Here is a 19,375-nt window from a genome sequence, read left to right as displayed (position 1 = left end):
GACGCCAATAGCATTTCTGCCTGAAACGGAAAGATGGTTTATGAAAAGGACTTTTTTGGAACTGGAAATGATCCTTTATAAACTAGTTCACAGCGAAAAGGGGTTTTAAAGATGGTTATCCAAGCTACCATGTCTCCGCATGCGATAGCTGAAATATGGGAAAATACCGCAGACATTTTCAAGAAGCATAAAATCCCGCTTTCAAAACTAGCATTAAAAGAGCTATTGGAAGGGGAGCAGCTCACTTTACTTCTTGAGGAACTCAATTCTGCTGTTGGCAGCTCCACTGCTACTTGTATTGAAGGCGGATGACAGATTCCGACTAAGAAGGGGTAGGTTACTCCTTTAAAATATGCATAAACAAAGAGCCAATCACTATGTGACTGGCCCTTTTCTTGCTATTCAGCTAAGCAGCAGGATTCCTGTAGAACTCTCACAGCTTTTAAAAAGTTCGTGTACGTCTCGGTTCCATATGCGTTTTTATCATTTCTGAAAAACATCTGAAGCGCCAGATTCCTGGCCTCGTTCACACTGCATTTCCGGAAATTCATGACAAGTTTCAGGTATGAGAAGAAGTATTCCTTTTTCAACGTACCGCCATGATTGACTGTCATGAACAGCACTTCTTCTCGTCAGTTTCCTTTGCAGAGTCCTGCTGTTTCGTTTCACTGCAGCAACTTTCTTTTTCTTCCGTAACTTCTTCAATTTTAATGGCACAACAGCTTGAGTCTTTGCCAGTTTTCTTAAATAGGTTAAACATCTCATCATCCTCCAATTTCTTAAATAAAGTAAAAGATAAAACCTGAAATCGTGGACATTGACACTACTGATAAAACAAACAGTGCAACGAGTTCTTTTTTGAAGATTGATTTTAACAAAATGACTTCCGGGAGGCTGGCACCCGCCGAGCTGATTAGCATCGCCATGACCGGTCCGAGGGCCATTCCTTTCATAATCAGGATTTGTGATATCGGAATCATGCTTGAAAGCCTGATATACAATGGCACTCCGATAATCGCAGCGATTGGGATGAGCCACCAATGGTCTTTTCCAAAAACAGATGAAATGAATTCAGTTGGAACGAGTCCGTGGATAACCGCTCCAATCGCGGCGCCAATAATTAGATAAGGGTATACACTTTTCATAAGGTCGGCGGTTTCTTTAATCGCGAGTTTTAAATTGAATCTCTTTGTCGTTTCTTCATAACCGGTCATCACGACATTTTTAACATACTTCTCGGCTCCGATTGCCTCCAGAGTAAAACCGATGATGATAGAGAAAACAGTGGTCAAAACCGTATAAAGAATCGTCACTTTCCAGCCAAGGACCACACCCATCAATGTTAAAATCGTTGGATCAAGGACAGGGGAGGCAAAAAGGAAAATCATTACAATCCCGAAAGGCATCTTCTTTTTAAGCATATTGACGACAACTGGTATCGTCGAGCACGAACAGAAAGGGGTGATGAAGGCAAAAAGGATAGCGAAAACCGCCCCGATGAATCTGTTCTTGCCGGCCAGCTTCTTCTCAATTTTTTCATAGGGGATAAAGCCCTGGAGAAGGCTGATGGCAAAAGAAATAATGACGAATAAAACTGTTAGTTCGACTGCGATATAGAAGAAGCTTTTTAAGGTGTCAATCCACATGTCTGGCCCTCCTTGTTAGCAAACGCAAGCGCATTCGCTTTTCCTTATAGTTGTTGCATTCCGGCCAAACAACCTTCTGAAAAAAGAAAACCTTTCTTTAGAGGAGTGCTGGAACTTCCATGCCTCTCTCGCCTGTTGCTCAACTTCTTTAGCTTTTAGCTGAGCCAATAATTGAATGTCATACATAATGATTCCTCCTAAATCAAATTATCTTGATATATTAATCAAAAAAAATTGATGAATATCGCAAAAAAAATTAGCTTGAAGGGCGGAAGAGGCAGCAAAGCTCTTCGGACAAAAGGTGGTTAATTTCTATTTGGTTTAGATTGTAGTAACTCCATGTGCCTTCTGTTCTCTTTGTAATAAGGCCTGCATCGAGTAATATCTTCAGGTGGTAGGATAATTTGGACTGGGCCATATCAATGAGCGGGGCCAGGTCGCAGACGCACATTTCGCCTCTTTCTGTCAGGATGTTCATAATCTGAAGCCGTTTTTTATCTGCAATTGCTTTGAACTTTTGCTCGTATGTTTCAAAAACCTGTTCCTTTGATACGTCCTGTAATGGAATTTGTAGATCCACTATTTCACCTTCTTTGCATCAAATTCTTTTGATGTATTTATCATATAACCAGCATTTACTAATGTCAATCATAATAATCAAAAAAAGTTGATTTATTTAAAAATAAGGTATTAATTACTTATTTAAAAAATGAAGAACTATTAAAGGTGGAATTGTATGTTAAAATATTCCTAATTATGTCATGGTAAAATTTTTTTCATTTGGGGGGGATTTTTTTGGTTGAATTAAAGGAAATGGTGTCTAAATTGGATGCCGAATTCAATATAAATTCATTTGGAAAGGATGTTTCATTTAGTAGGTTTATTCCAAGGGTTTACGAACCAGTAAACTTTGATTGGCAATCAGAATTTGAAAAAGGCTTTGTAGATTTATTTAATGGTCTGATGTTAAAAGGCAATTCAATTGTTGAGAGAGTCTTTCTTGCAGTTTTCCCTACTGATAAAGTATTGGAACGGTTTATAGAAGACGGCAATAGTGGAGATTTATTATATATGCACCATCCCCTGTTGATGGAGTGCGGAGACCCAAAGGGGGAATGGGGGAAGGGCTTTGTACCAATTAAAGAAAAATATATTAACAAATTAAAAGAGAAAAATCTATCAGTTTATACTTGCCACATACCGTTGGATTGCCATAAACAATTAGGTACGAATATAGCAATCGCAAAAAAGCTAAATGCACAACCTATTGTTGATGATACATTAAATGCAAAAAATGAATATGTCTTATATTGTACTATTAAAAAAACCAATACCGCCAACTTGATTTCTATGCTTGAGAATACTTTTGAAATACCTTATGTTGATTTTGAAGGTCGAGAAGTAGATGACATTCAAAAGGTTGCGATTGTTGCTGGTTGTGGAGATGTAGTGGATTGGATGAAAGAAGCAGAAGAAAACGGTGTACAAGCCTATATTACTGGTGAAATTCATTGCCATATTGATAATGATTATGGTAGGCAAAAATACAAACAAATGATGGAATACGCTTCAAATACACCAATGTCTTTAATAGGGGTTTCTCATTCGGCATCAGAATATCTTGTCCACAAAACCCTGATGAAGGATTGGTTCGAAAAAAACTTTAATGTCGAGACAGTTTTAATACCACAAGAAAAATGGTGGTTATAAACGATTAAACGATATTTAAAAGAGCTTGGTAGCCCAAGCTCTTTTTTTTACGGATTCTTATGTTATTTATATGAAGAAACTAGGTGCTTTAGCTTTTTATATTTAAAGCCCTAGTAAACAATAAACAACCTTCGCCCCCTTTTGAGAAAAGCTATGTTAGAGATTCCGCCTTGTTTGCGGAAACAGCTTTCTTTTCTGGCGGAACAATCAGGTTCAGCAGAAGGACTGCGATTGCCCCAACAGCGGTGCCGGAAGAAAGGATGTAATTTGCAAAGTCCGGCACACTGTTCAGAATCTCTTTTGGCAACACAACGGCCCCGATTGTCAGTAAAATCGGAACTCCTATGACAATCATATTCCTATCATCAATCTCAACAATCTGGATAACCTTGAGGCCGTTCATCACAATCGCGACGCAGACAACCCCAAAAATACCCTGAATGACAGGCTGAGGGACACATGTGATCAATGCTGAAAGCTTAGGAATCAAGCCCAATCCTATTAAAATAATCCCCGCCGCGATAATCGCCATACGGCTTGCCACCCCGGTAATGGCAATGATGCCGGCGTTTGATGAGTAGCCTGTCATTGGTGTGCCACCGAACAGTGAGCCAACAAAACAGCCAAGCCCTTCGCCAAAAGAAGCTTTGTTCAGTCTCTTTTCGTCCAATTCCTTGCCAGTAACCGTAGATACAACAAACCAAGTTCCCGTTGTTTCAATCAATATAATCATATAAATAAACACCATTGTCAGGATTGCCTGCAGGTCGAAAACAGGCTTGCCAAACGGGAAGAAACTAGGCAGTGAAAACCAGGAAGCAGTTTTTACAGGAGAAAAATCAACTGTGCCAAAAAACGACGCAGTGATGGTCCCGACCACGATGGCCAGAATAACAGAAACAAGCCTGAAAAAGGTTCCGTAGCCTTTTGCTTTTCTTCCAAGAAGGATACAAATAATAAGAACTGCCGCCGATACAAAGGCAATCAGCACATTGTGGCCGACATTGCCCGGGCTTGAATAGATACTATTAAAGACGCTTGGCATTAAGGAAATTCCAACGATAACAATAACGGTACCGCCAACAAGAGGCGGGATTATTTTTTTGACTGTTTTTGCAAACACCTTGAGAGGGTAGCCGAGAACTGCAATCAGTAAAGCACCAGGCAAAAGACTGCCGAATACTGCACCAAGGCCAAGCTTCCCGCCGATTGCTGCTAATGCGCCAATGGGAACATAGGATGGTCCCTGTACGACCGGCAACCGCAGTCCGCCAATTGTCTGGATCAGTGTTGCCACTCCTGCTGCGAGGAAGCACATTTGAATGAAGAAAGTTGTGTTCATGGTGTCAAGTGCAAGCAAGCCTGCGATGATGATTGGCGCGATATACAAATCCATCGCCAGGACATGCTGCATCCCAAGTAAAGCAGCCTTTCCCCAGCTTATTTTTTCGTCTACGCCGACTGTAATGTTCGTCTTTTGCGTATTTGGTTCCATTATTAATCCCCTTTGTTTTTAATGAATTTTTTAAAAATAAAAGCCAAAATCATTGGTATGTAAATGAAACACTAACAAACATGACTGTTATTTTTGTTTTAGTTCGTTTTTAACTATCATCGTGTTGGAAAATACAATTGAATTATAAACAACGAGAAGAGAAGTTGTAAAGCGTTTTTTCCGTATATTAATAAATAAAATTATTTTAATGTTCGTCTTTCGGTTGACATTAACCTATTATCTTTTTTACAATTAAGCTGTGAAAAGCCTTTTTGCTGAATATTCTCTTTTAATATCAGCTGGGGTTTACTAGAATCCGAGATAATACTATACATTAAGGGGATGGAAACATGATTGTTGAGGATACAGTGCTGCGGAGCGGCTGGATTGTTGCTTGTAAAATAGAAGATGTTAAAGAAGAGCCAATGCAGGTAACACTAATGGGGGAAAGAATTGTTTTGTTCCGCAATGAGCAGGGCATTCATGCATTCAAGGATCTATGTGTCCACCGAGGCGCTGCACTATCATTGGGGTGTGTCCGTGATGGAAATCTAGTCTGCCCGTATCATGGCTGGGAATATAATTCTGAGGGTGAATGCACCAAGATTCCACAGCTGCCTGAAGGTAGAGCAATTCCGCTAAAAGCACGGGCAATCAAATTTGCCTGCCAGGAAGCGTATGGACTGGTTTGGATCAATTTGAACAACAACAACCCGGAGCTGTTTTCATATCCTCAATTCTCGGATGAAAATTACCACAGTATACTATGGGGACCGCAGGCAGTTAATGCGAAACCGCCCAGGGTTGTAGAGAATTTCCTGGATGTGGGCCATCTATCTTTCGTTCATGAGGGGTTTCTTGGCGTACAGGAGCATCCAGTCATTGGTGACTACGAAGTGCATGTGGAAAGCAACCGCATCTATAGTGATGAGATTGCGATTTTTCAGCCGGATCCTGATGGCTCAGGCGTAGCCAAGGATGTATATTACACATATGAAATACTGGGTCCATTGAACGTTATGTTTACAAAAAGAGATCCAGATAGTGGCAATAAAATGACCATCCTGCTTACGATCCAGCCTGTTGATGAAAACAAGTCGGTAGCCTACGGCATCATGTCCTTTAACTATGAGACAGGAAATACCGATCAGCAGACGGTCGAATTCCAGGATATGATATTTGCTCAGGACAAGCCGATAGTCGAAAACCAGAAGCCAGAAGACCTGCCGCTCGATTTGCAGGCCGAGCTTTCCCTGAAGTGTGACCGGATGAGCATCGCCTACAGACAGTATTTAAAGAGAGAGGGCGTCACATTGGGCACTGATTAAGTTTGCGTGGAGCGTTGGAATTAGCTGAGTCAATTAAGCTGGGCAAAGAAGCAAGATTGATAGTTATAGAGTTAAAGACGTGGTGTACAGCCACGTTTTTTTGTGTAGATTTTGGTATGTATGAAGTTTTCAAATACAAATGACGGTGCCGGGAAGTGATGTGGCATTGAACGAATTGGATTAAATTCGATGACTCTATAAGATTAGTTTCTTTTCAATGATTTATCTAATTCGAAGAGTCTAGTAAGATTAATTCACTAAACCATTTGCCGGATAAATCTAAATCCTTAAGATCTTTAATGTTATGTAAAATTTCTGAATTTTCCTTTACTACTTGGTTTTGTTTTCGTTATAGTTAAAGGTGGTTATATTACCAAATTTATGAAAGGAGTAGATGACGATGATGAAGTTAATGAAGGATGCAATTGCTGTTGGTGAGGGGTTGGAGGATTTTAGAAAACTGGAAACTTAGTGGGGCACATGGCCGGAACGGGGGATTTTATTTATGGAATTGACGAAAGAAACGATTAAGATTGTGGACTATCATGAAGGGCTTGCTGCTGGTGTCGCGGAGATGTGGAACAAAAGCCGCGAAGGTTGGGGCGGCGATGCCCAGGTAACAACTGCTGAAAAGGTCCGTGCGAAGGAAGCAAGCTCAGGCAATCTTCACTTATTTCTTGCGATGGACGGCGACCAGGTTGTCGGCTATTGCAGTCTAAGCGAATACCGGGAGGATGAAGGGGCGCTCTACATCCCGCTTCTTAACGTCCGCACTGATTACCATGGCAGGAAAATCGGGAAATTGCTTGTGATGAGGGCGCTTGAGCGTACTGTGGAGCTTGGCTGGCCAAGGCTTGATTTGTATACGTGGGCCGGGAACACGAAGGCCGTTCCTCTTTATAAAAAATGCGGCTTCTTTTGGGAAGACCGTGACGATTCGACCCATTTAATGAACTTCATGCCTGCGGTGCTCAATACCGAAGCTGTCCGCAATTATTTTGCAGAAACAGATTGGTACTCGGCAAGCACGAGAACAATCGAGGTAGCGCCCGATGGCAGGAAGGAAAATGAATTTACGTATTATGAATACAGCTGGGAGTCCGGGGCTGGGATATTAAGAATGGAGTTTGAACGGACAGGGCGAGGCCTTAGGGCGATTGAAACTGATGACTACCTCATTACTGCTTTGGTTGAGAATTTTAAGCTTGTAAGCGGTGCGGATTATCAGGTCCGCTACCATATTAAAAATAAATCGGGAAAGCCGCTAACAATCGAGCTTAATGGCGAAGATCACAAGATTGTCAGTTTTGATTTTACAAAAAGAGTGGCCGTTGAGACTGAAACGACCTTAGATGCAGCATTCAGGCTAGGAACGCTGGAGGAAGAGCAAAGCCACTGGCGGACGCATCCTTCAGTCGTGACAAGGTTGAAGATTAATGGCAAGGAAGTAAGGTTTGCCGTCGGTGTGTTGCCAAAGCAGCCTGCCAAGGTAACGGGAACAATCACGGGTTCACAGTGCTTCCTTGAAGAAGATGCTGTTTTCTACCTGAATATAGAAAACAACTTCAGCGAACCAGCAGTTTTTACGATTCAGTTCCCGAAGTCGGTGCTGGTCGAGTTAAAGGAGACCAACCTTAAAGTTGAACTGCCTGAGAAAGGCAAGACTTCACTTGCAATCCCTTATGCTTTAAAGGGCTTTGGTTTTTACAATCCGGAGCTGAAACTCGATGCTGAAACCGAAAGTGGTTTGAAGACTACTTTTTCCAAAAAGCTCGGTCTTGGCTTTAAAGGGCCGGGAGCGCGTTTCAGTGGTGAGTGCGAGGAATACTGGCATATTTATAATGGACTGTACCACATGTATTTACGGAAGTTTGACAACAGGCTGGTCCCTGGCAGGCAGCCAAAAGCTAACCAAAAAACAATGGGCATGTATCCGCAGCTTGGCAAGCCATATTCATACGAGTTTTCCAAGAAGAGGCCAAGCCGCGTCGGGTACAGGGAAGAAGGCGGAGCAATTATTCTCGCTGCAACCTATGAATCTAGTGATTTCCCCGGCCTATTGCTTGTCAGTGAGTCGAAGCTGTATGGTGAAGGTTTGCTAGAGCAGTCATATATCGTCCGCAATTCTGGTCATGCAGAGACAGAATCACCGGTCCATGTGTATCAGCCTGTCTATCATGAACTTCACCGCAGCGTTTTTGCGATCGATGGGGAAATCGTCGAGCTTGAAGAGAATGCGGATGCGGATTATGGGCTCTGGGACAGCAAGAGGCTTTCGGAAAACTGGCTGTTCTCGCGCCATGATCCATATGCGCACGGTGTAGCCTGGCCGAAAGGGGCTTCGGTCAATTTTGAAACCTGGTACATGTATGTGGAGCATGAGCTTGGTCATCTGCCGGCTGGAGGCGAAAAAAGAACGGAGCCAGTACTGCTTTCGTTTGGCGCGTTTCAGGACTGGGAGGAATTCCGGGAGTTTGCGACACGAAAAACAAGCAGAAAAACAACGCCTGGAGACTCAATTGAGCTGCAAGTCGTTGAGAGGGATCCGAATGAAAAAGAGGTTATTCTTTCCGACCGGAAGATGACCTATATCGACGGAGAAGTAAGCTTTTCAAAAGCTGGCGATAGTTTCTACAAAACAAGAGTTGCTGCTGATGAACAAAAACGTGAAGTTGCCGCTTTTTCCGAAAAAGGCGAAACGGGCCTAGTATCTTTGTCTGCGGAATATACCATTAATGGTATCAGTGACAAGAAAAATGTGCTTGTCCTTAATCCATCACGCGAATCAGTCGTTGTCCGCGAAGAAGAGCGGGAGGGCCTGCGGGTTGTTACGGCGAGCAATGGCCAGCTTTCCATTGCAGCATCCGAAGCATTTTTCCCGTCGCTGTTTTCACTTGAAGTAAACGGCAGAGAGTGGCTTGATTCGTCCTTCCCGGCTGTAGAGCCAAAAGTATGGTGGAATCCGTGGAGTGGCGGAATGATCACCGGCTTTGAAGGCATTAACACCAAGTCAATCTCCAGGGAAAAAACAGAGGTATCTCAATGTTCGCTGCTCGACAGTGAAGGTAGAGAGTGGAAAGGGCTCAGGCTGTCAACGGTTATTGAACAGAACGAGGCTTTGAGGGGACTTGGCATCCATCAGTATTATTGCATGCTGCCGGGTGTAGGGATTCTAGTAAATGTTACAAAGTTCAGCCAGCATAGCGGAAAGTATTTGAACTATAAGAACTGGTTCAGCCAGCTGTTTTTTAAACAAGGCTGGGTAAAAAATGCTGGAGGAACCAGGAAGTACATCGCTGGTAAAGTTGAATTGATAGCACACCTCTCAGGTCATGCACTTATCGGCTCAGATGAATATAGTGAATTCCTTCAGGTGATTGCCGACAGGGAGGCGCGTGTCATGGAGGCGTACATGAACCAGGATGTGATGCTCATTGGTGTGGATAGGGAAATCAGCCTTGCGTCCGGGGAGGAGTGGCTCTCCGCACCAGCATTCGTCGTCGCAACAGACAGCGTGCTGGCAGCAGATGAAGTAAAAAGCCTGCAAAAGCTGACGTTCAATGAGGTAAGCAATGAAGATCATTGATGCACATATCCATTTTTCCGAAATTAAAAGCTTTCATGAGACTGCCCGGACAATTTCCAAGGTCGATTATTCCTATGATGGGCTGCAAAAGGAATTTGCTGATAATGGTGTAGTCCTTGGGATTGCGATGGGCGTAACCGAAACGGATGGAGAAGGATTTCCGGATGGAGCCTGTGAAACACCGATGGGGATCGATTTGTCAGCAGAGATTCCGAATAACGTTGTGTACTGCGCGGGTGTGAATCCGTTCAGGCTTGATCAGGCGGCGCTCTCCCGTTTGGAACTTGAGGTCCAGAAGCCAGACTGTGTCGGTATCAAGATTTATCTCGGCTATTATCCGTTTTATGCTTATGACGAGGTGTATGAACCGGTCTACCGGATTGCGAAGGAGTATAATGTCCCGGTCGTCTATCACACCGGTGATACGTATTCCGAGCGGGGCAGGCTCCGTTTTTCGCATCCGCTTTCGATTGATGAAGTTGCGGTGAAGCACAGGGAAATGACAATCATGATGGCACACTTTGGGGACCCATGGGTACTCGATGGTGCCGAGGTTGTTTATAAAAATCGAAATGTGTTTGCGGACCTATCCGGGCTTGTTGTTGGCGAGGACGGGGACATTCGCAAGCTGCAGGAGACAAGGTTTTTTGACCATCTGCTGCATGCACTCACGTTTACGAACAACTATGAGAAGTTCCTCTTCGGTACTGATTGGCCGCTCACGCCAATCAAGCCGTACATCGAATTCATAGCCGACATCATTCCTAAGGAGTATCATGAAGCAGTATTCCACAACACCGCTCTGAAGGTATTTCCAAAAATTAAGCGATTCTTATAAAAAATCAAGGACGATTCCCAGTTTGCTTTTGCATTCTGAGGGTCGTCCCTTTTTTAACTATGTTACTGGCAGGATAAGGTTACAAATTCCTGGAAAACTAGCGTAGGCCACTCAATGTGTGAGTGCAGTGGTTAGCTGCGGTTTTTTTATCATTAATTGATATTGGAAGATATAGAAGTCCAACTCTTGACTTAGTTCAATCGTTTGCATGCTTCTTAAACTTGAACTAAACCCAGTGCGGATCATTTCTTTCCTAAGAAACTCAATATATTTCAAAAGTTCAGAAGGTGTGAGGATAGAATTTACTTTCATTTGAATCCCCTCTTTTCAGATATTGTTACTATTATAATAATAGGTAAAATGGGAATATTTGCAGTCAGGTTGTGAATTTTACTTGAACATTAGTACAGCGTGCCTTTATGGAAAAGAATTCTGTTACTTGCCGGTAGAAAATGCATGTGAGGATTAGAATAGTATACCGATTTTTTAGTTGGAAGTGAGTGCCCTAATCGCTTATTATTAAACTATTGTTTTTTACAATTGGGTTTGTGAAAAGTCAGAGACGGACAAAGGTCCTAGAAAGGATAGTAGCAGAAAACCGTCCCTGGTTAACTAAAAGGAGGCTAAAAAATGGCGATTATTGATGTAACGGTTATACCGGTCGGCACTGGCACACCGAGTGTTAGTGAATATGTGGCAGAAATCCATAGAGTTCTTAAACGATATGAAGGAAGGGTCAAGTACCAATTAACGCCGATGAGTACGTTGATTGAAGGGGACCTGACGGAGTTGCTGCAGCTTGTCCGTGAAATCCATGAAGTACCTTTTGAAAAAGGACTTCAGCGTGTTTGCACAAACATTCGGATTGACGACCGACGTGATAAGGAAAGCACGATGGAGAAGAAGCTGAAAGCAGTGGAATCACGGCTAGAAGAAATGTAATGTTGATAATAGACCAGACTAGATCCTATTAATAGGTGCGTCTGGTCTTTTAATTAGTTGTGCACTATTGGAAGGAAGCCCGAAATGTCATTGGAACGGGTTAATGAATGACATTTACCTCTGCTCGGAAGCCCGAAAAGTCATTCATCGAGGGTATGAATGACACTTTGCCCTGTTCGGAAGCCCGAAATGTCATTCATCGAGGCAATGAATGACACTTTGACCCGTTCGGAAACCTGAAATATCATTCATCGGGATAATGAAAGATATAACTGGAATCAAGTCCTCGTAAAACAGCGGCGATACTACTAACGATAGCCACTTGTTACTTATACAATCTTCACAAAAAAACTCCGATTCCGCGGCCCGTCAAACTCACAAAAGTAAATTCCCTGCCATGTACCGAGCAGCAACCGGCCATTAGTAACAATCACAAACTGAGAGGCGCCGACAGTGCTTGCTTTCATATGTGCAGCTGTATTTCCTTCCATATGGCGATCCAGCTCGTGGTTCCATGGATACACCTCATCGAAGCGGCGAATCATATCACGCTTTACATCGGGATCGGCATTTTCGTTAATAGTTATCCCAGCCGTTGTATGCGGGCAATAAACGACAATAGCGCCATCCTTCAAATCCTGATCAACTAAAAAGTTCTGGATGATTTCTGTTACATCGAGCATCTCATCCCGGTGGTTTGTTTGAATAGTAAACTTCTTTAACACTTTGGTTCCTCCTTTTCTTACCTGAGCCTTTTCTCTACTTTACTATATAACGTGACCAAGTTCTCTTCATAACAATCTTACTCTAGGAACATGTATACTTTAAAAGGGGAAGGCAATGATGAAAAAATAATCCAATCTAAAAGGAGTGGCTACATATGGAAAAAGTACTACCGTTTTTGATGTTCCAGGATGGCAAGGCAGAAGAAGCAATGAATTTCTATACTTCTATTATTGAAGATTCCTCTATCACGAGTATTGCACGTTACGGACCTGGTGAACCCGGGGATGAGGGAACTGTTTTTCAGGCAACTTTTTCTTTAAAGGGCCAGGAATTTATGTGTATAGACAGTAATGTTAAACATAAATTTTCATTTACACCTTCGTTTTCAATCTATCTTATTTGCGAAACGGAAGAGGAGCTTGACAGCCTTTATGAAAAGCTGCTAGAAGGCGGAGAAGCACTTATGCCATTGGCTGATTATGGATTCAGCAAGAAATTTGGCTGGGTGAATGACCGCTTCGGTGTTTCCTGGCAGATGAATTTACTTTAATGAATGGAAAAAGAAGCAAGGGAAAACGTTCCTCTGCTTCTTTAGGTTTTTTTACGAAAAGCCTCTATATCGGAAATCAGGAACAAACTGCTCAGGATGATAAACAGACCGACAATCATTCCGGAAGTGATTTGTTCTTTTAAAAAAATAACTCCCCACACCATTCCGAATAAAGGTATCAGAAAAGTTACCGTCACGGTTTTGGTTGGTCCGACACTGGCAATCAAATAATAATAAAGAAGATAGCCCAACGCCGTTGAAAAAACACCTAGGCCGATGAGTGAAGATGCCACAACAGGACTTATCGCCGGAAAAGTATCTGGAAGGGTTGCTGCTGTTAATGGAAAAAGAAGCAAGGTGGCGCCCACCAGCTGACCGAAGGCAATCGGCAATGGAGTACTGTTCCTGAAGGTCTTTTTTGCATATACACCACCAAAGCCGTAGGCAACAGTTGAAAAGAGCGAGCAAAGGCTTGCAATGATTACATCGAATGTCAGTTGGACCGGGCTCCAGCCTACGGTGATCGTAACGCCGATGATTCCAAGGAAAATCCCAATCAGTTTCTTTGGGGTCAACTGTTCTTTCATCCAGGCCCAGGCGACAAGCGCTGTAAAAAAAGGGGTCATTGAATTAATGATAGCCAACAAGGACGCGTTCAAGTGAAGCGATGCCAATGAAACGAGTGTGAACGGAATTGCGGAATTTAATGCGCCGATTATTAGGTATTGCTTCCAGCGCTGTTTAAAATGTGTCGGTTTTCCAATGATAAAAACTAAAATCAATAAAGCCATCGCTCCGAATGAAACTCGCCCCTGTGATGTAAGATAGGGGCCAATCACCGGGGAAGCTATGCGTACAAATAGGAAGGATGAGCCAAATAGAGCGGCAAGAGCAAACAAAACACCGATATCTTTTGTATTCATGTGTACCCCTCTTGTTGTAGTCCTGATTTGATCAGTTTTTACTAATGTATTCCCACTGTCTTAAACAGGTGTTTAGAGGGTTTGGGTAGCGAATCAGCGGTAACTTGGCTGCTTTCATTCTGGCAAAAGTGTTTACAGTATTTTAATAGGCAGGAAAGAGGCAAAGGGTATTGCGTCTTTTTCCTGTCTATTTTTGTGTGTTTGAAATTATATCGTTATATGCGATATAATCTATTTTAACGAATAATAGGGGGTGCTTCCATGATTGAAAAAATTAATACATATTTTACTGACATTTATTTTAATCTCCATCCAACACATGAAGATGCCATTTCGCATCAAAGTGTTCGTATTTTACAAATCGTTCAGAAAAAGCAGATAGTAGCTATTCGCGATATAGCAGAACATTTATCAATATCCAATAACACAGCTTCCGAACATGTGAAAAAATTAGTTCGCAATGGGTGGTTAAGTAAAGCCAGAAACGAATTAGATCAGCGTATTGTGTATCTGCGTTTAACGGAAAAGGGCCTGCATGTTCTAAAAAAGAACTCAGAATTAGATGAACTCAAATTAAAGGCAGCACTTGAAAAGTTGGCGGAGGATGAAAGAAAACAGATAGTTGAAGCCTTTCGTTTACTAAGTGAGGTATCAAGATAAATGTATTTGCTTATTAAAATTATCAGTTCCGCTGCAATTATTGGTATAGTAACTGAACTTGCGAGAAGGTTTCCGGTTTATGGAGGAATAATAGCGGCCTTGCCATTGATAAGCTTGCTTAGCATTATTTGGTTAAGTGTCCAAGGGGAATCAGCGCAAAGCGTTTTACAATTTACATTTGGAGTACTCGTGGGCCTGCCATCGACAATAGTTATGTTGTTGATTATTTATCTTGCATTTAAGCTTTCAATTCAGCTGCCAGTAGCTATTGGACTAGGCGTGATCGGCTGGGGATTCTCTTTACTCATTCAAAAATACTTCACTGGTTTATTTTTCTCTTAGACGGATATGGAGAAACAAAATCACCGTAATAGGTTACGGTGATTCCTGTTAAATCTAGCTATTCCTTGAACTTGTTACTGTTTCGCCAATTTCCAAGGAAATAACGATGAATACTAAGCCTAATAAAAATGGTGAAAACGGATAAGAACCAGTACAATTTAATTGAACAAGTTCGTATGGATATTCTTCAATGTCAGTTTTTTATCATTTTACGATAAAAGGGGTAAGTAACTATGAAGGTACTAAAAAAGCTGCGGGACAGTTACGTAATTAATCATGCAAATCGGACGAGGTTACCGTTTTTCGATTCAAGTAATAAGGTTAGGAGAAAAGTAGTGTTTTCCGGAAGAGTACAGAATGTTGGATTCCGGCTTGAACTAGTTTGTCTTGCGGAAAGACTGGGTTTAGCAGGGTGGGTACGAAATAGGGAAGATGGAAGTGTGGAAGCCGAACTTCAAGGGGAGGAAGCTAAAATTGATTTTCTGATTAAATGTATGCAGTCCTTGAAAAGAGCTTCTGTGAAAGAAATGATTGTGACTGATCTTCCTGTTGATAAGGAAGACGAGACATTCAAAATAGTGAAATAGGAAGGGGACGGACTTCTGCTTCTTCATTGAAGCAAATAGCCGTCCACCATTTTTATTTGTTTCCCTCTTTCATGACTTCAATGTAAAACTTTATTGCATTCAGGTAGTTTTCGACTGAGACGTGTTCGTTTGTTCCATGCATCCTGTTAAGGTCTTGGCCTGTGATTTGCACGGGCAGGAAGCGGTAGGTGTCTTTTGATACTGAGTCATAGTGACGGGCATCGGAGCCTGCAAACATCAGATACGGTGCTATGACAGCGTCGGTGTAAACATTCCGCGCCGCCTGCTGGATAGTTTTGAACTGCCAGCTATCAATGGATGAAACAGAACTTGCTTCGTTTCCAGATACGGTCACTTTTATATCCGGATCATCAATTGTTTCCTCGATAAACTCCTTAACATCCTCCAATGAGTCGCCAGGCATAAGCCGGTGGTTGATGATGGCCTTTGCTTCTTCAGGTAATGCGTTGTATTGTTCACCTGCCTGGAAAATGGTTGGAGCAATCGTTGTTCTGATCAAGGCTGCAGTGGCAGGCTGACCGAGGAGGATTTTTTCAATGATTGGCTCGAAAATAAATTTGTTGGCAAATACATATTTCATGCCGAAGCTCATTTCCGGCGCAACGAATTCGAATAAATCTTCACCAGGACCTCTTAGATCACCCTTGAACTGGGTTTCTTCAAGCTTGGCAATCGCACTGGCAATACGCCCGATATTGGTTCGATTCTTCGGTTGTGAGGAGTGACCACCGCTTCCTTCTATCGTAAGTTCAGCGGTCGCCGAACCCTTTTCAGAAATTCCAACAACCCCGACAGGCTTATTAACGCCTGGAACCATATTCTCAACAATCGCTCCGCCTTCATCAAGAACGAATTCAAACGTAATTCCACGTTCCTTCATTAAATTTGCGATTGCGCTGGCGCCTTCATCTCCGCCAATTTCCTCATCATGGCCAAACATGAAATACATGTCGCGTTCCGGCTTGAAGTTCTGCTTCAATAACTGCTCGGCTGCTTCAAGGATGCCGATGACACCGATTTTATCATCGAGTGTTCCTCTTCCCCAAATCTTCTCATCAGTGACAGCCCCGCTAAACGGATCTTGTACCCAATTGCCTTCCGTACCACTTAGCACAGGAACGACATCATAATGGCTTGTTAGGCCGATCGGTTTTTTAGAGGGGTCAGAACCCTTCCATTTATATACGAGTGCATACTCATTGACCTTTTCAAGTTCTAGCTGCTCGTGAACTAAGGGATAGCTTTTTTGTAAAAATTCAATGAATCTGTCAAACTCGTTTAAATTGAACTTGGTGCGATCTTGATAGGAGATTGTCTCGTAGGTAATAGCCTCGGACATATGCCTTACTGCGGTTTCTTCATCAAATGCCTCAGTGGTTGGGACTGGTTTGGGCTGTTTTGTTTCAACTATCATAGCCCGTATACCGGTTACAATTAGAAAAACTATGAGAAAACTTGCTAAAATTAGAAAGGCGATTTTTAATTTTTTCACTGACATTCCCCCTGTAAAATTTAAAAATATATTTATGAACCAAAGTAGGAGCAAGACACGTATAACTCATTGGAGGTGGCTATCATGATTTTTTCTTCAAAGAGAGATGTGTGGATGGGTACGTTGGTTTGGATAGTTATTGCCGGTATCACTATGCTTTTTTATCAATCGATCTTTAGCGAATTTGATAGTTTGGGATTAATTATCTCATTATGTATGATTTCTTTGTTGCTAAGTATTTGGTTCCATACTCGGTACAAACTTGGAGATGAAACTCTTAAGATATACTATGGTCCTTTTAAAAAAACAATTAGAATACAGGAAATTAACTGGATTCGACATACAACGCATCTATTTACTGCACCAGCGCTATCAATTAGACGAATTGAAATTCAGTATAGAAAATATGGGACTGTTACGATTTCTCCCCTGGAAGAACAGCAGTTCCTCGACGAATTAAAAAAGAGGAATCCAACTATTGGGATAAAAGACTATTAGAAATGAATTCGGTACAGAACTTGAAACTCCTTTAATAGAATTCATGTTAAGACAATAAAAAACCAGGCCCGTAGGAAAGGGGCCTGGTCGAAGTTGATATATATTACCTGGCTCAATCCACCGCGAGAATCCGCTTCTCATCCTGGATGGCCTGGATTGGCTCAATATTCTGGGTAAACTCAAGTGTGCCAGCGTAGTTCCCGTCTCCGTCCCGAACAGCGAAATATCGGATATACACGTATTTGCCGCGTGCCTTAATCCAGAAGTCCTCACTGTCTTTTTTTCCCGATTTGAAATCGTGAAGAATTTCTTCGACAACATGAACGCTCTTTGGAGGATGGCAATTTTGCACGGTCCGTCCAATGATAGCTTTAGTTCTAGGAAAGATTCTTTCTTTTCCAAATGAGAAATAACGGACAACATCATTCTCATCAATGAACGTAATGTCAATCGGCAGGTGGTTCAGCATGAGTTCAAGCTGCTTCAGCGAGAGAATTCCGGTTTCTAGCTTGATGAACCCTTCAGACATTGCATCCGTAGGAAGTTCGTTCCGCTCAGGCTTCCACTTTGCCGGGGCGCTAATGAGGCAGTAGCCGATTTCATCACTTTCAAGAGCAATTTTCATCCATTCATCTTCAGTCAGTTTGTCGAGGCACATTGGGAAAAGGATGTTTTCTTCCCGGTAAACCATGTGCAGAACCTGTTCGATGACAAATTGCGCGGACTCCAGAACAGAAGCTTTGTCACCGTTGTAGGTGGCCAGCTTTTGTCTTAGTTCCTTGATGCCTTCCCGAATGAAATCGTTGATACGCCACATATTTGTGGAAGGTCCGTATATTCCGTATTTCTCGAGATACGGGAAGATGAGATGTTCCTTTCTAACGTAGTGCTTGTCGACTTCGTACAGTAAATTGCAGTCCTCAAGCAGCATGGTGATTGCCTCACTGCTTTCCTCACATGCAAACTGCTCGGTATGGGGAGCGACCCTCGTTTTAATCAATTTTTCCAATTCCCGGTTTTCAAGCTTAAACGTATGAATCGGATGACCCGGCTCATCTTCCGGACGCTGCTTGTCGAGAATCTTTCCTTTCAGAATATCCATATGGTCATCGGACAATTTTTGAACTTCAATTTTTGTAAGGCCTTCCGATTCCACGAGTTGCCGCTGAAAATGGGAGAGATGTGTTACTTCCTCAACCGTGACCTTTCCGATTTTCTTGTCAAATTCGTCCTGAACGTCTGCTTTGTTCCGTCCTTTATATAACCCCAAGAAAATCCCTTCCAATATAGCCAAACGGCCCTCGCTCACATTCTTATCCTCTATATTCATTTCACGATTATTAATAAGCTCACTCATAGCAATTCCCCTTCACTACAAAATAAGTAAACACTTTGATTGAGAACAATTATCAAAACCTCACATCCATACCATACCAAACCCCTTACAAAATAGTTGTGACGAGCGTCACAAGTAGGGGTCAGACCCCTAAAAAAGACATTTACCCTCATTCTTGCCGCTTTGTCCATTTGGGATGGACAGCAGTAGTTGGTTTTAAATCTTGGGGATTATTTGGAAGAGGTTAGGGAAAATAGAAGGGGTATTCTTTGAAAGGGGTGGTTTGATGGAGAAGAGTTTGTATGAGCGGCTTGGCGGTGAGGAAGGTATTGGGAAGGTTGTCGATTATTTTTATAATGAGTTGGTATTGAAGGATGAAACGGTGAACCAGTATTTTGAGAACACGGATATGGAAAAGCAGCGAAGGCACCAGACGAAGTTCATTAGTTTCGCGGTGGGAGGACCAAATAACTATTCCGGCCTGGCGATGGAAAAGGCCCACGAAGGCATGCACCTTCAGCCAGTCCATTTTGATACGATAACGAAACATCTTCATCAGGCACTGCGGCATTTTGGTGTCAAAGAAGCGGATATTGATGAGGCACTAACCCGGGTAGAATCCCTTCGTGAGGATATTATCTATAAATAGAAGAAGGTAACTTAATATCGGTAAAATGAAAGTGAACGAGGCCGTC

Annotated in this window: 22 protein-coding genes and 1 pseudogene; 12 read left to right on the top strand and 11 right to left on the bottom strand. The window is 42.4% G+C overall.

Translation table 11 applies throughout. The annotated features are described in order from the left end of the window. Positions 1-111 precede the first annotated feature (111 nt). Positions 112-312 (top strand): hypothetical protein, encoded by a 201-nt coding sequence (locus TY16_RS10015; protein WP_043931758.1) that lies wholly within the window; start codon positions 112-114, stop codon positions 310-312. Positions 313-398: 86 nt separating this feature from the next. Here TY16_RS10015 and TY16_RS10010 read toward each other — a convergent pair whose 3' ends face one another. The 4 genes from TY16_RS10010 to TY16_RS10000 form a co-directional block, all read right to left on the bottom strand. After that, positions 399-614, bottom strand: coding sequence for a hypothetical protein (locus TY16_RS10010; RefSeq protein WP_043931757.1), 216 nt, complete (start codon positions 612-614; stop codon positions 399-401). Further along, a complete protein-coding gene (locus TY16_RS26550) occupies positions 611-760 on the bottom strand; it encodes a hypothetical protein (RefSeq protein WP_197028379.1) in 150 nt (49 codons plus the stop codon). Before TY16_RS26550 ends, TY16_RS10010 begins: the two co-directional genes overlap by 4 nt. A gap of 19 nt (positions 761-779) precedes the next feature. Next, entirely contained in the window at positions 780-1,646 is an 867-nt protein-coding gene (locus TY16_RS10005; RefSeq protein WP_043931756.1) for a permease, read from the bottom strand. A 256-nt stretch (positions 1,647-1,902) separates the two neighbouring features. Continuing rightward, the gene (locus tag TY16_RS10000; RefSeq protein WP_081772947.1) at positions 1,903-2,226 is read right to left on the bottom strand and encodes an ArsR/SmtB family transcription factor; all 324 of its coding nucleotides are present in this window, start codon (positions 2,224-2,226) and stop codon (positions 1,903-1,905) included. A 215-nt stretch (positions 2,227-2,441) separates the two neighbouring features. Between TY16_RS10000 and TY16_RS09995 the strand changes: the two genes are divergently transcribed. Next, a complete protein-coding gene (locus TY16_RS09995; RefSeq protein ID WP_155922203.1) occupies positions 2,442-3,356 on the top strand; it encodes a Nif3-like dinuclear metal center hexameric protein in 915 nt (304 codons plus the stop codon). 151 nt (positions 3,357-3,507) lie between these two features. Here TY16_RS09995 and TY16_RS09990 read toward each other — a convergent pair whose 3' ends face one another. Next, positions 3,508-4,851: a uracil-xanthine permease family protein gene (locus TY16_RS09990; protein ID WP_043931755.1), complete on the bottom strand. Its 1,344-nt coding sequence runs from the start codon at positions 4,849-4,851 to the stop codon at positions 3,508-3,510. 350 nt (positions 4,852-5,201) lie between these two features. On the opposite strand from TY16_RS09990, the gene TY16_RS09985 reads away from it, so the two are divergent. The 3 genes from TY16_RS09985 (at position 5,202) to TY16_RS09975 (ending at position 10,603) form a co-directional block, all read left to right on the top strand. Further along, positions 5,202-6,179: an aromatic ring-hydroxylating oxygenase subunit alpha gene (locus TY16_RS09985; protein ID WP_043931751.1), complete on the top strand. Its 978-nt coding sequence runs from the start codon at positions 5,202-5,204 to the stop codon at positions 6,177-6,179. Positions 6,180-6,684: 505 nt separating this feature from the next. Continuing rightward, positions 6,685-9,765 (top strand): GNAT family N-acetyltransferase, encoded by a 3,081-nt coding sequence (locus TY16_RS09980; RefSeq protein WP_043931750.1) that lies wholly within the window; start codon positions 6,685-6,687, stop codon positions 9,763-9,765. Continuing rightward, on the top strand, positions 9,752-10,603 hold the full coding sequence (locus TY16_RS09975) for an amidohydrolase family protein (RefSeq protein WP_043931748.1): 852 nt from the start codon (positions 9,752-9,754) through the stop codon (positions 10,601-10,603). The genes TY16_RS09980 and TY16_RS09975 overlap by 14 nt, the downstream gene beginning before the upstream one ends. Before the next feature lie 111 nt (positions 10,604-10,714). Here the strand turns inward: TY16_RS09975 and TY16_RS09970 are convergent, their stop codons facing one another. Continuing rightward, positions 10,715-10,915: an aspartyl-phosphate phosphatase Spo0E family protein gene (locus tag TY16_RS09970; protein ID WP_043931747.1), complete on the bottom strand. Its 201-nt coding sequence runs from the start codon at positions 10,913-10,915 to the stop codon at positions 10,715-10,717. Between the two features lie 318 nt (positions 10,916-11,233). Here TY16_RS09970 and TY16_RS09965 point away from each other — a divergent pair, with 318 nt between their 5' ends. Next, the gene (locus TY16_RS09965) at positions 11,234-11,545 is read left to right on the top strand and encodes an MTH1187 family thiamine-binding protein (protein WP_043931746.1); all 312 of its coding nucleotides are present in this window, start codon (positions 11,234-11,236) and stop codon (positions 11,543-11,545) included. A 329-nt stretch (positions 11,546-11,874) separates the two neighbouring features. Here the strand turns inward: TY16_RS09965 and TY16_RS09960 are convergent, their stop codons facing one another. Then, entirely contained in the window at positions 11,875-12,270 is a 396-nt protein-coding gene (locus TY16_RS09960; RefSeq protein ID WP_043931745.1) for a secondary thiamine-phosphate synthase enzyme YjbQ, read from the bottom strand. Positions 12,271-12,425: 155 nt separating this feature from the next. On the opposite strand from TY16_RS09960, the gene TY16_RS09955 reads away from it, so the two are divergent. Next, positions 12,426-12,821 (top strand): VOC family protein, encoded by a 396-nt coding sequence (locus TY16_RS09955; protein WP_043931744.1) that lies wholly within the window; start codon positions 12,426-12,428, stop codon positions 12,819-12,821. A gap of 41 nt (positions 12,822-12,862) precedes the next feature. Here TY16_RS09955 and TY16_RS09950 read toward each other — a convergent pair whose 3' ends face one another. Continuing rightward, positions 12,863-13,744, bottom strand: coding sequence for a DMT family transporter (locus tag TY16_RS09950; RefSeq protein ID WP_043931743.1), 882 nt, complete (start codon positions 13,742-13,744; stop codon positions 12,863-12,865). 261 nt (positions 13,745-14,005) lie between these two features. Here TY16_RS09950 and TY16_RS09945 point away from each other — a divergent pair, with 261 nt between their 5' ends. The 3 genes from TY16_RS09945 (at position 14,006) to TY16_RS09935 (ending at position 15,333) form a co-directional block, all read left to right on the top strand. After that, positions 14,006-14,404: a MarR family winged helix-turn-helix transcriptional regulator gene (locus TY16_RS09945; RefSeq protein WP_043931742.1), complete on the top strand. Its 399-nt coding sequence runs from the start codon at positions 14,006-14,008 to the stop codon at positions 14,402-14,404. Then, complete coding sequence (locus TY16_RS09940; RefSeq protein ID WP_043931740.1) at positions 14,405-14,746, top strand: DUF3147 family protein; 342 nt, start codon at positions 14,405-14,407, stop codon at positions 14,744-14,746. Between the two features lie 233 nt (positions 14,747-14,979). Further along, entirely contained in the window at positions 14,980-15,333 is a 354-nt protein-coding gene (locus TY16_RS09935; protein WP_052342672.1) for an acylphosphatase, read from the top strand. Between the two features lie 52 nt (positions 15,334-15,385). Here the strand turns inward: TY16_RS09935 and TY16_RS09930 are convergent, their stop codons facing one another. Next, complete coding sequence (locus TY16_RS09930) at positions 15,386-16,846, bottom strand: M20 family peptidase (RefSeq protein ID WP_052342671.1); 1,461 nt, start codon at positions 16,844-16,846, stop codon at positions 15,386-15,388. An 84-nt stretch (positions 16,847-16,930) separates the two neighbouring features. On the opposite strand from TY16_RS09930, the gene TY16_RS09925 reads away from it, so the two are divergent. Then, complete coding sequence (locus TY16_RS09925) at positions 16,931-17,344, top strand: PH domain-containing protein (protein ID WP_043931738.1); 414 nt, start codon at positions 16,931-16,933, stop codon at positions 17,342-17,344. A 112-nt stretch (positions 17,345-17,456) separates the two neighbouring features. Here the strand turns inward: TY16_RS09925 and TY16_RS09920 are convergent, their stop codons facing one another. Both TY16_RS09920 and TY16_RS27280 read right to left on the bottom strand, forming a co-directional pair. Then, complete coding sequence (locus tag TY16_RS09920; protein ID WP_442853251.1) at positions 17,457-18,344, bottom strand: DUF438 domain-containing protein; 888 nt, start codon at positions 18,342-18,344, stop codon at positions 17,457-17,459. A 90-nt stretch (positions 18,345-18,434) separates the two neighbouring features. Beyond that, positions 18,435-18,674: pseudogene (locus tag TY16_RS27280) on the bottom strand (DUF438 domain-containing protein); the annotation flags it as partial. A gap of 292 nt (positions 18,675-18,966) precedes the next feature. Between TY16_RS27280 and TY16_RS09915 the strand changes: the two are divergent. Then, on the top strand, positions 18,967-19,329 hold the full coding sequence (locus TY16_RS09915) for a group I truncated hemoglobin (protein WP_043931735.1): 363 nt from the start codon (positions 18,967-18,969) through the stop codon (positions 19,327-19,329). Positions 19,330-19,375: the final 46 nt, after the last annotated feature.

This window comes from Bacillus sp. EB01 (genome assembly GCF_000613125.1).
Classification (GTDB): Bacteria; Bacillota; Bacilli; order Bacillales; family Cytobacillaceae; genus Bacillus_D.
This window is presented reverse-complemented; position numbering and strand designations above follow the sequence as displayed.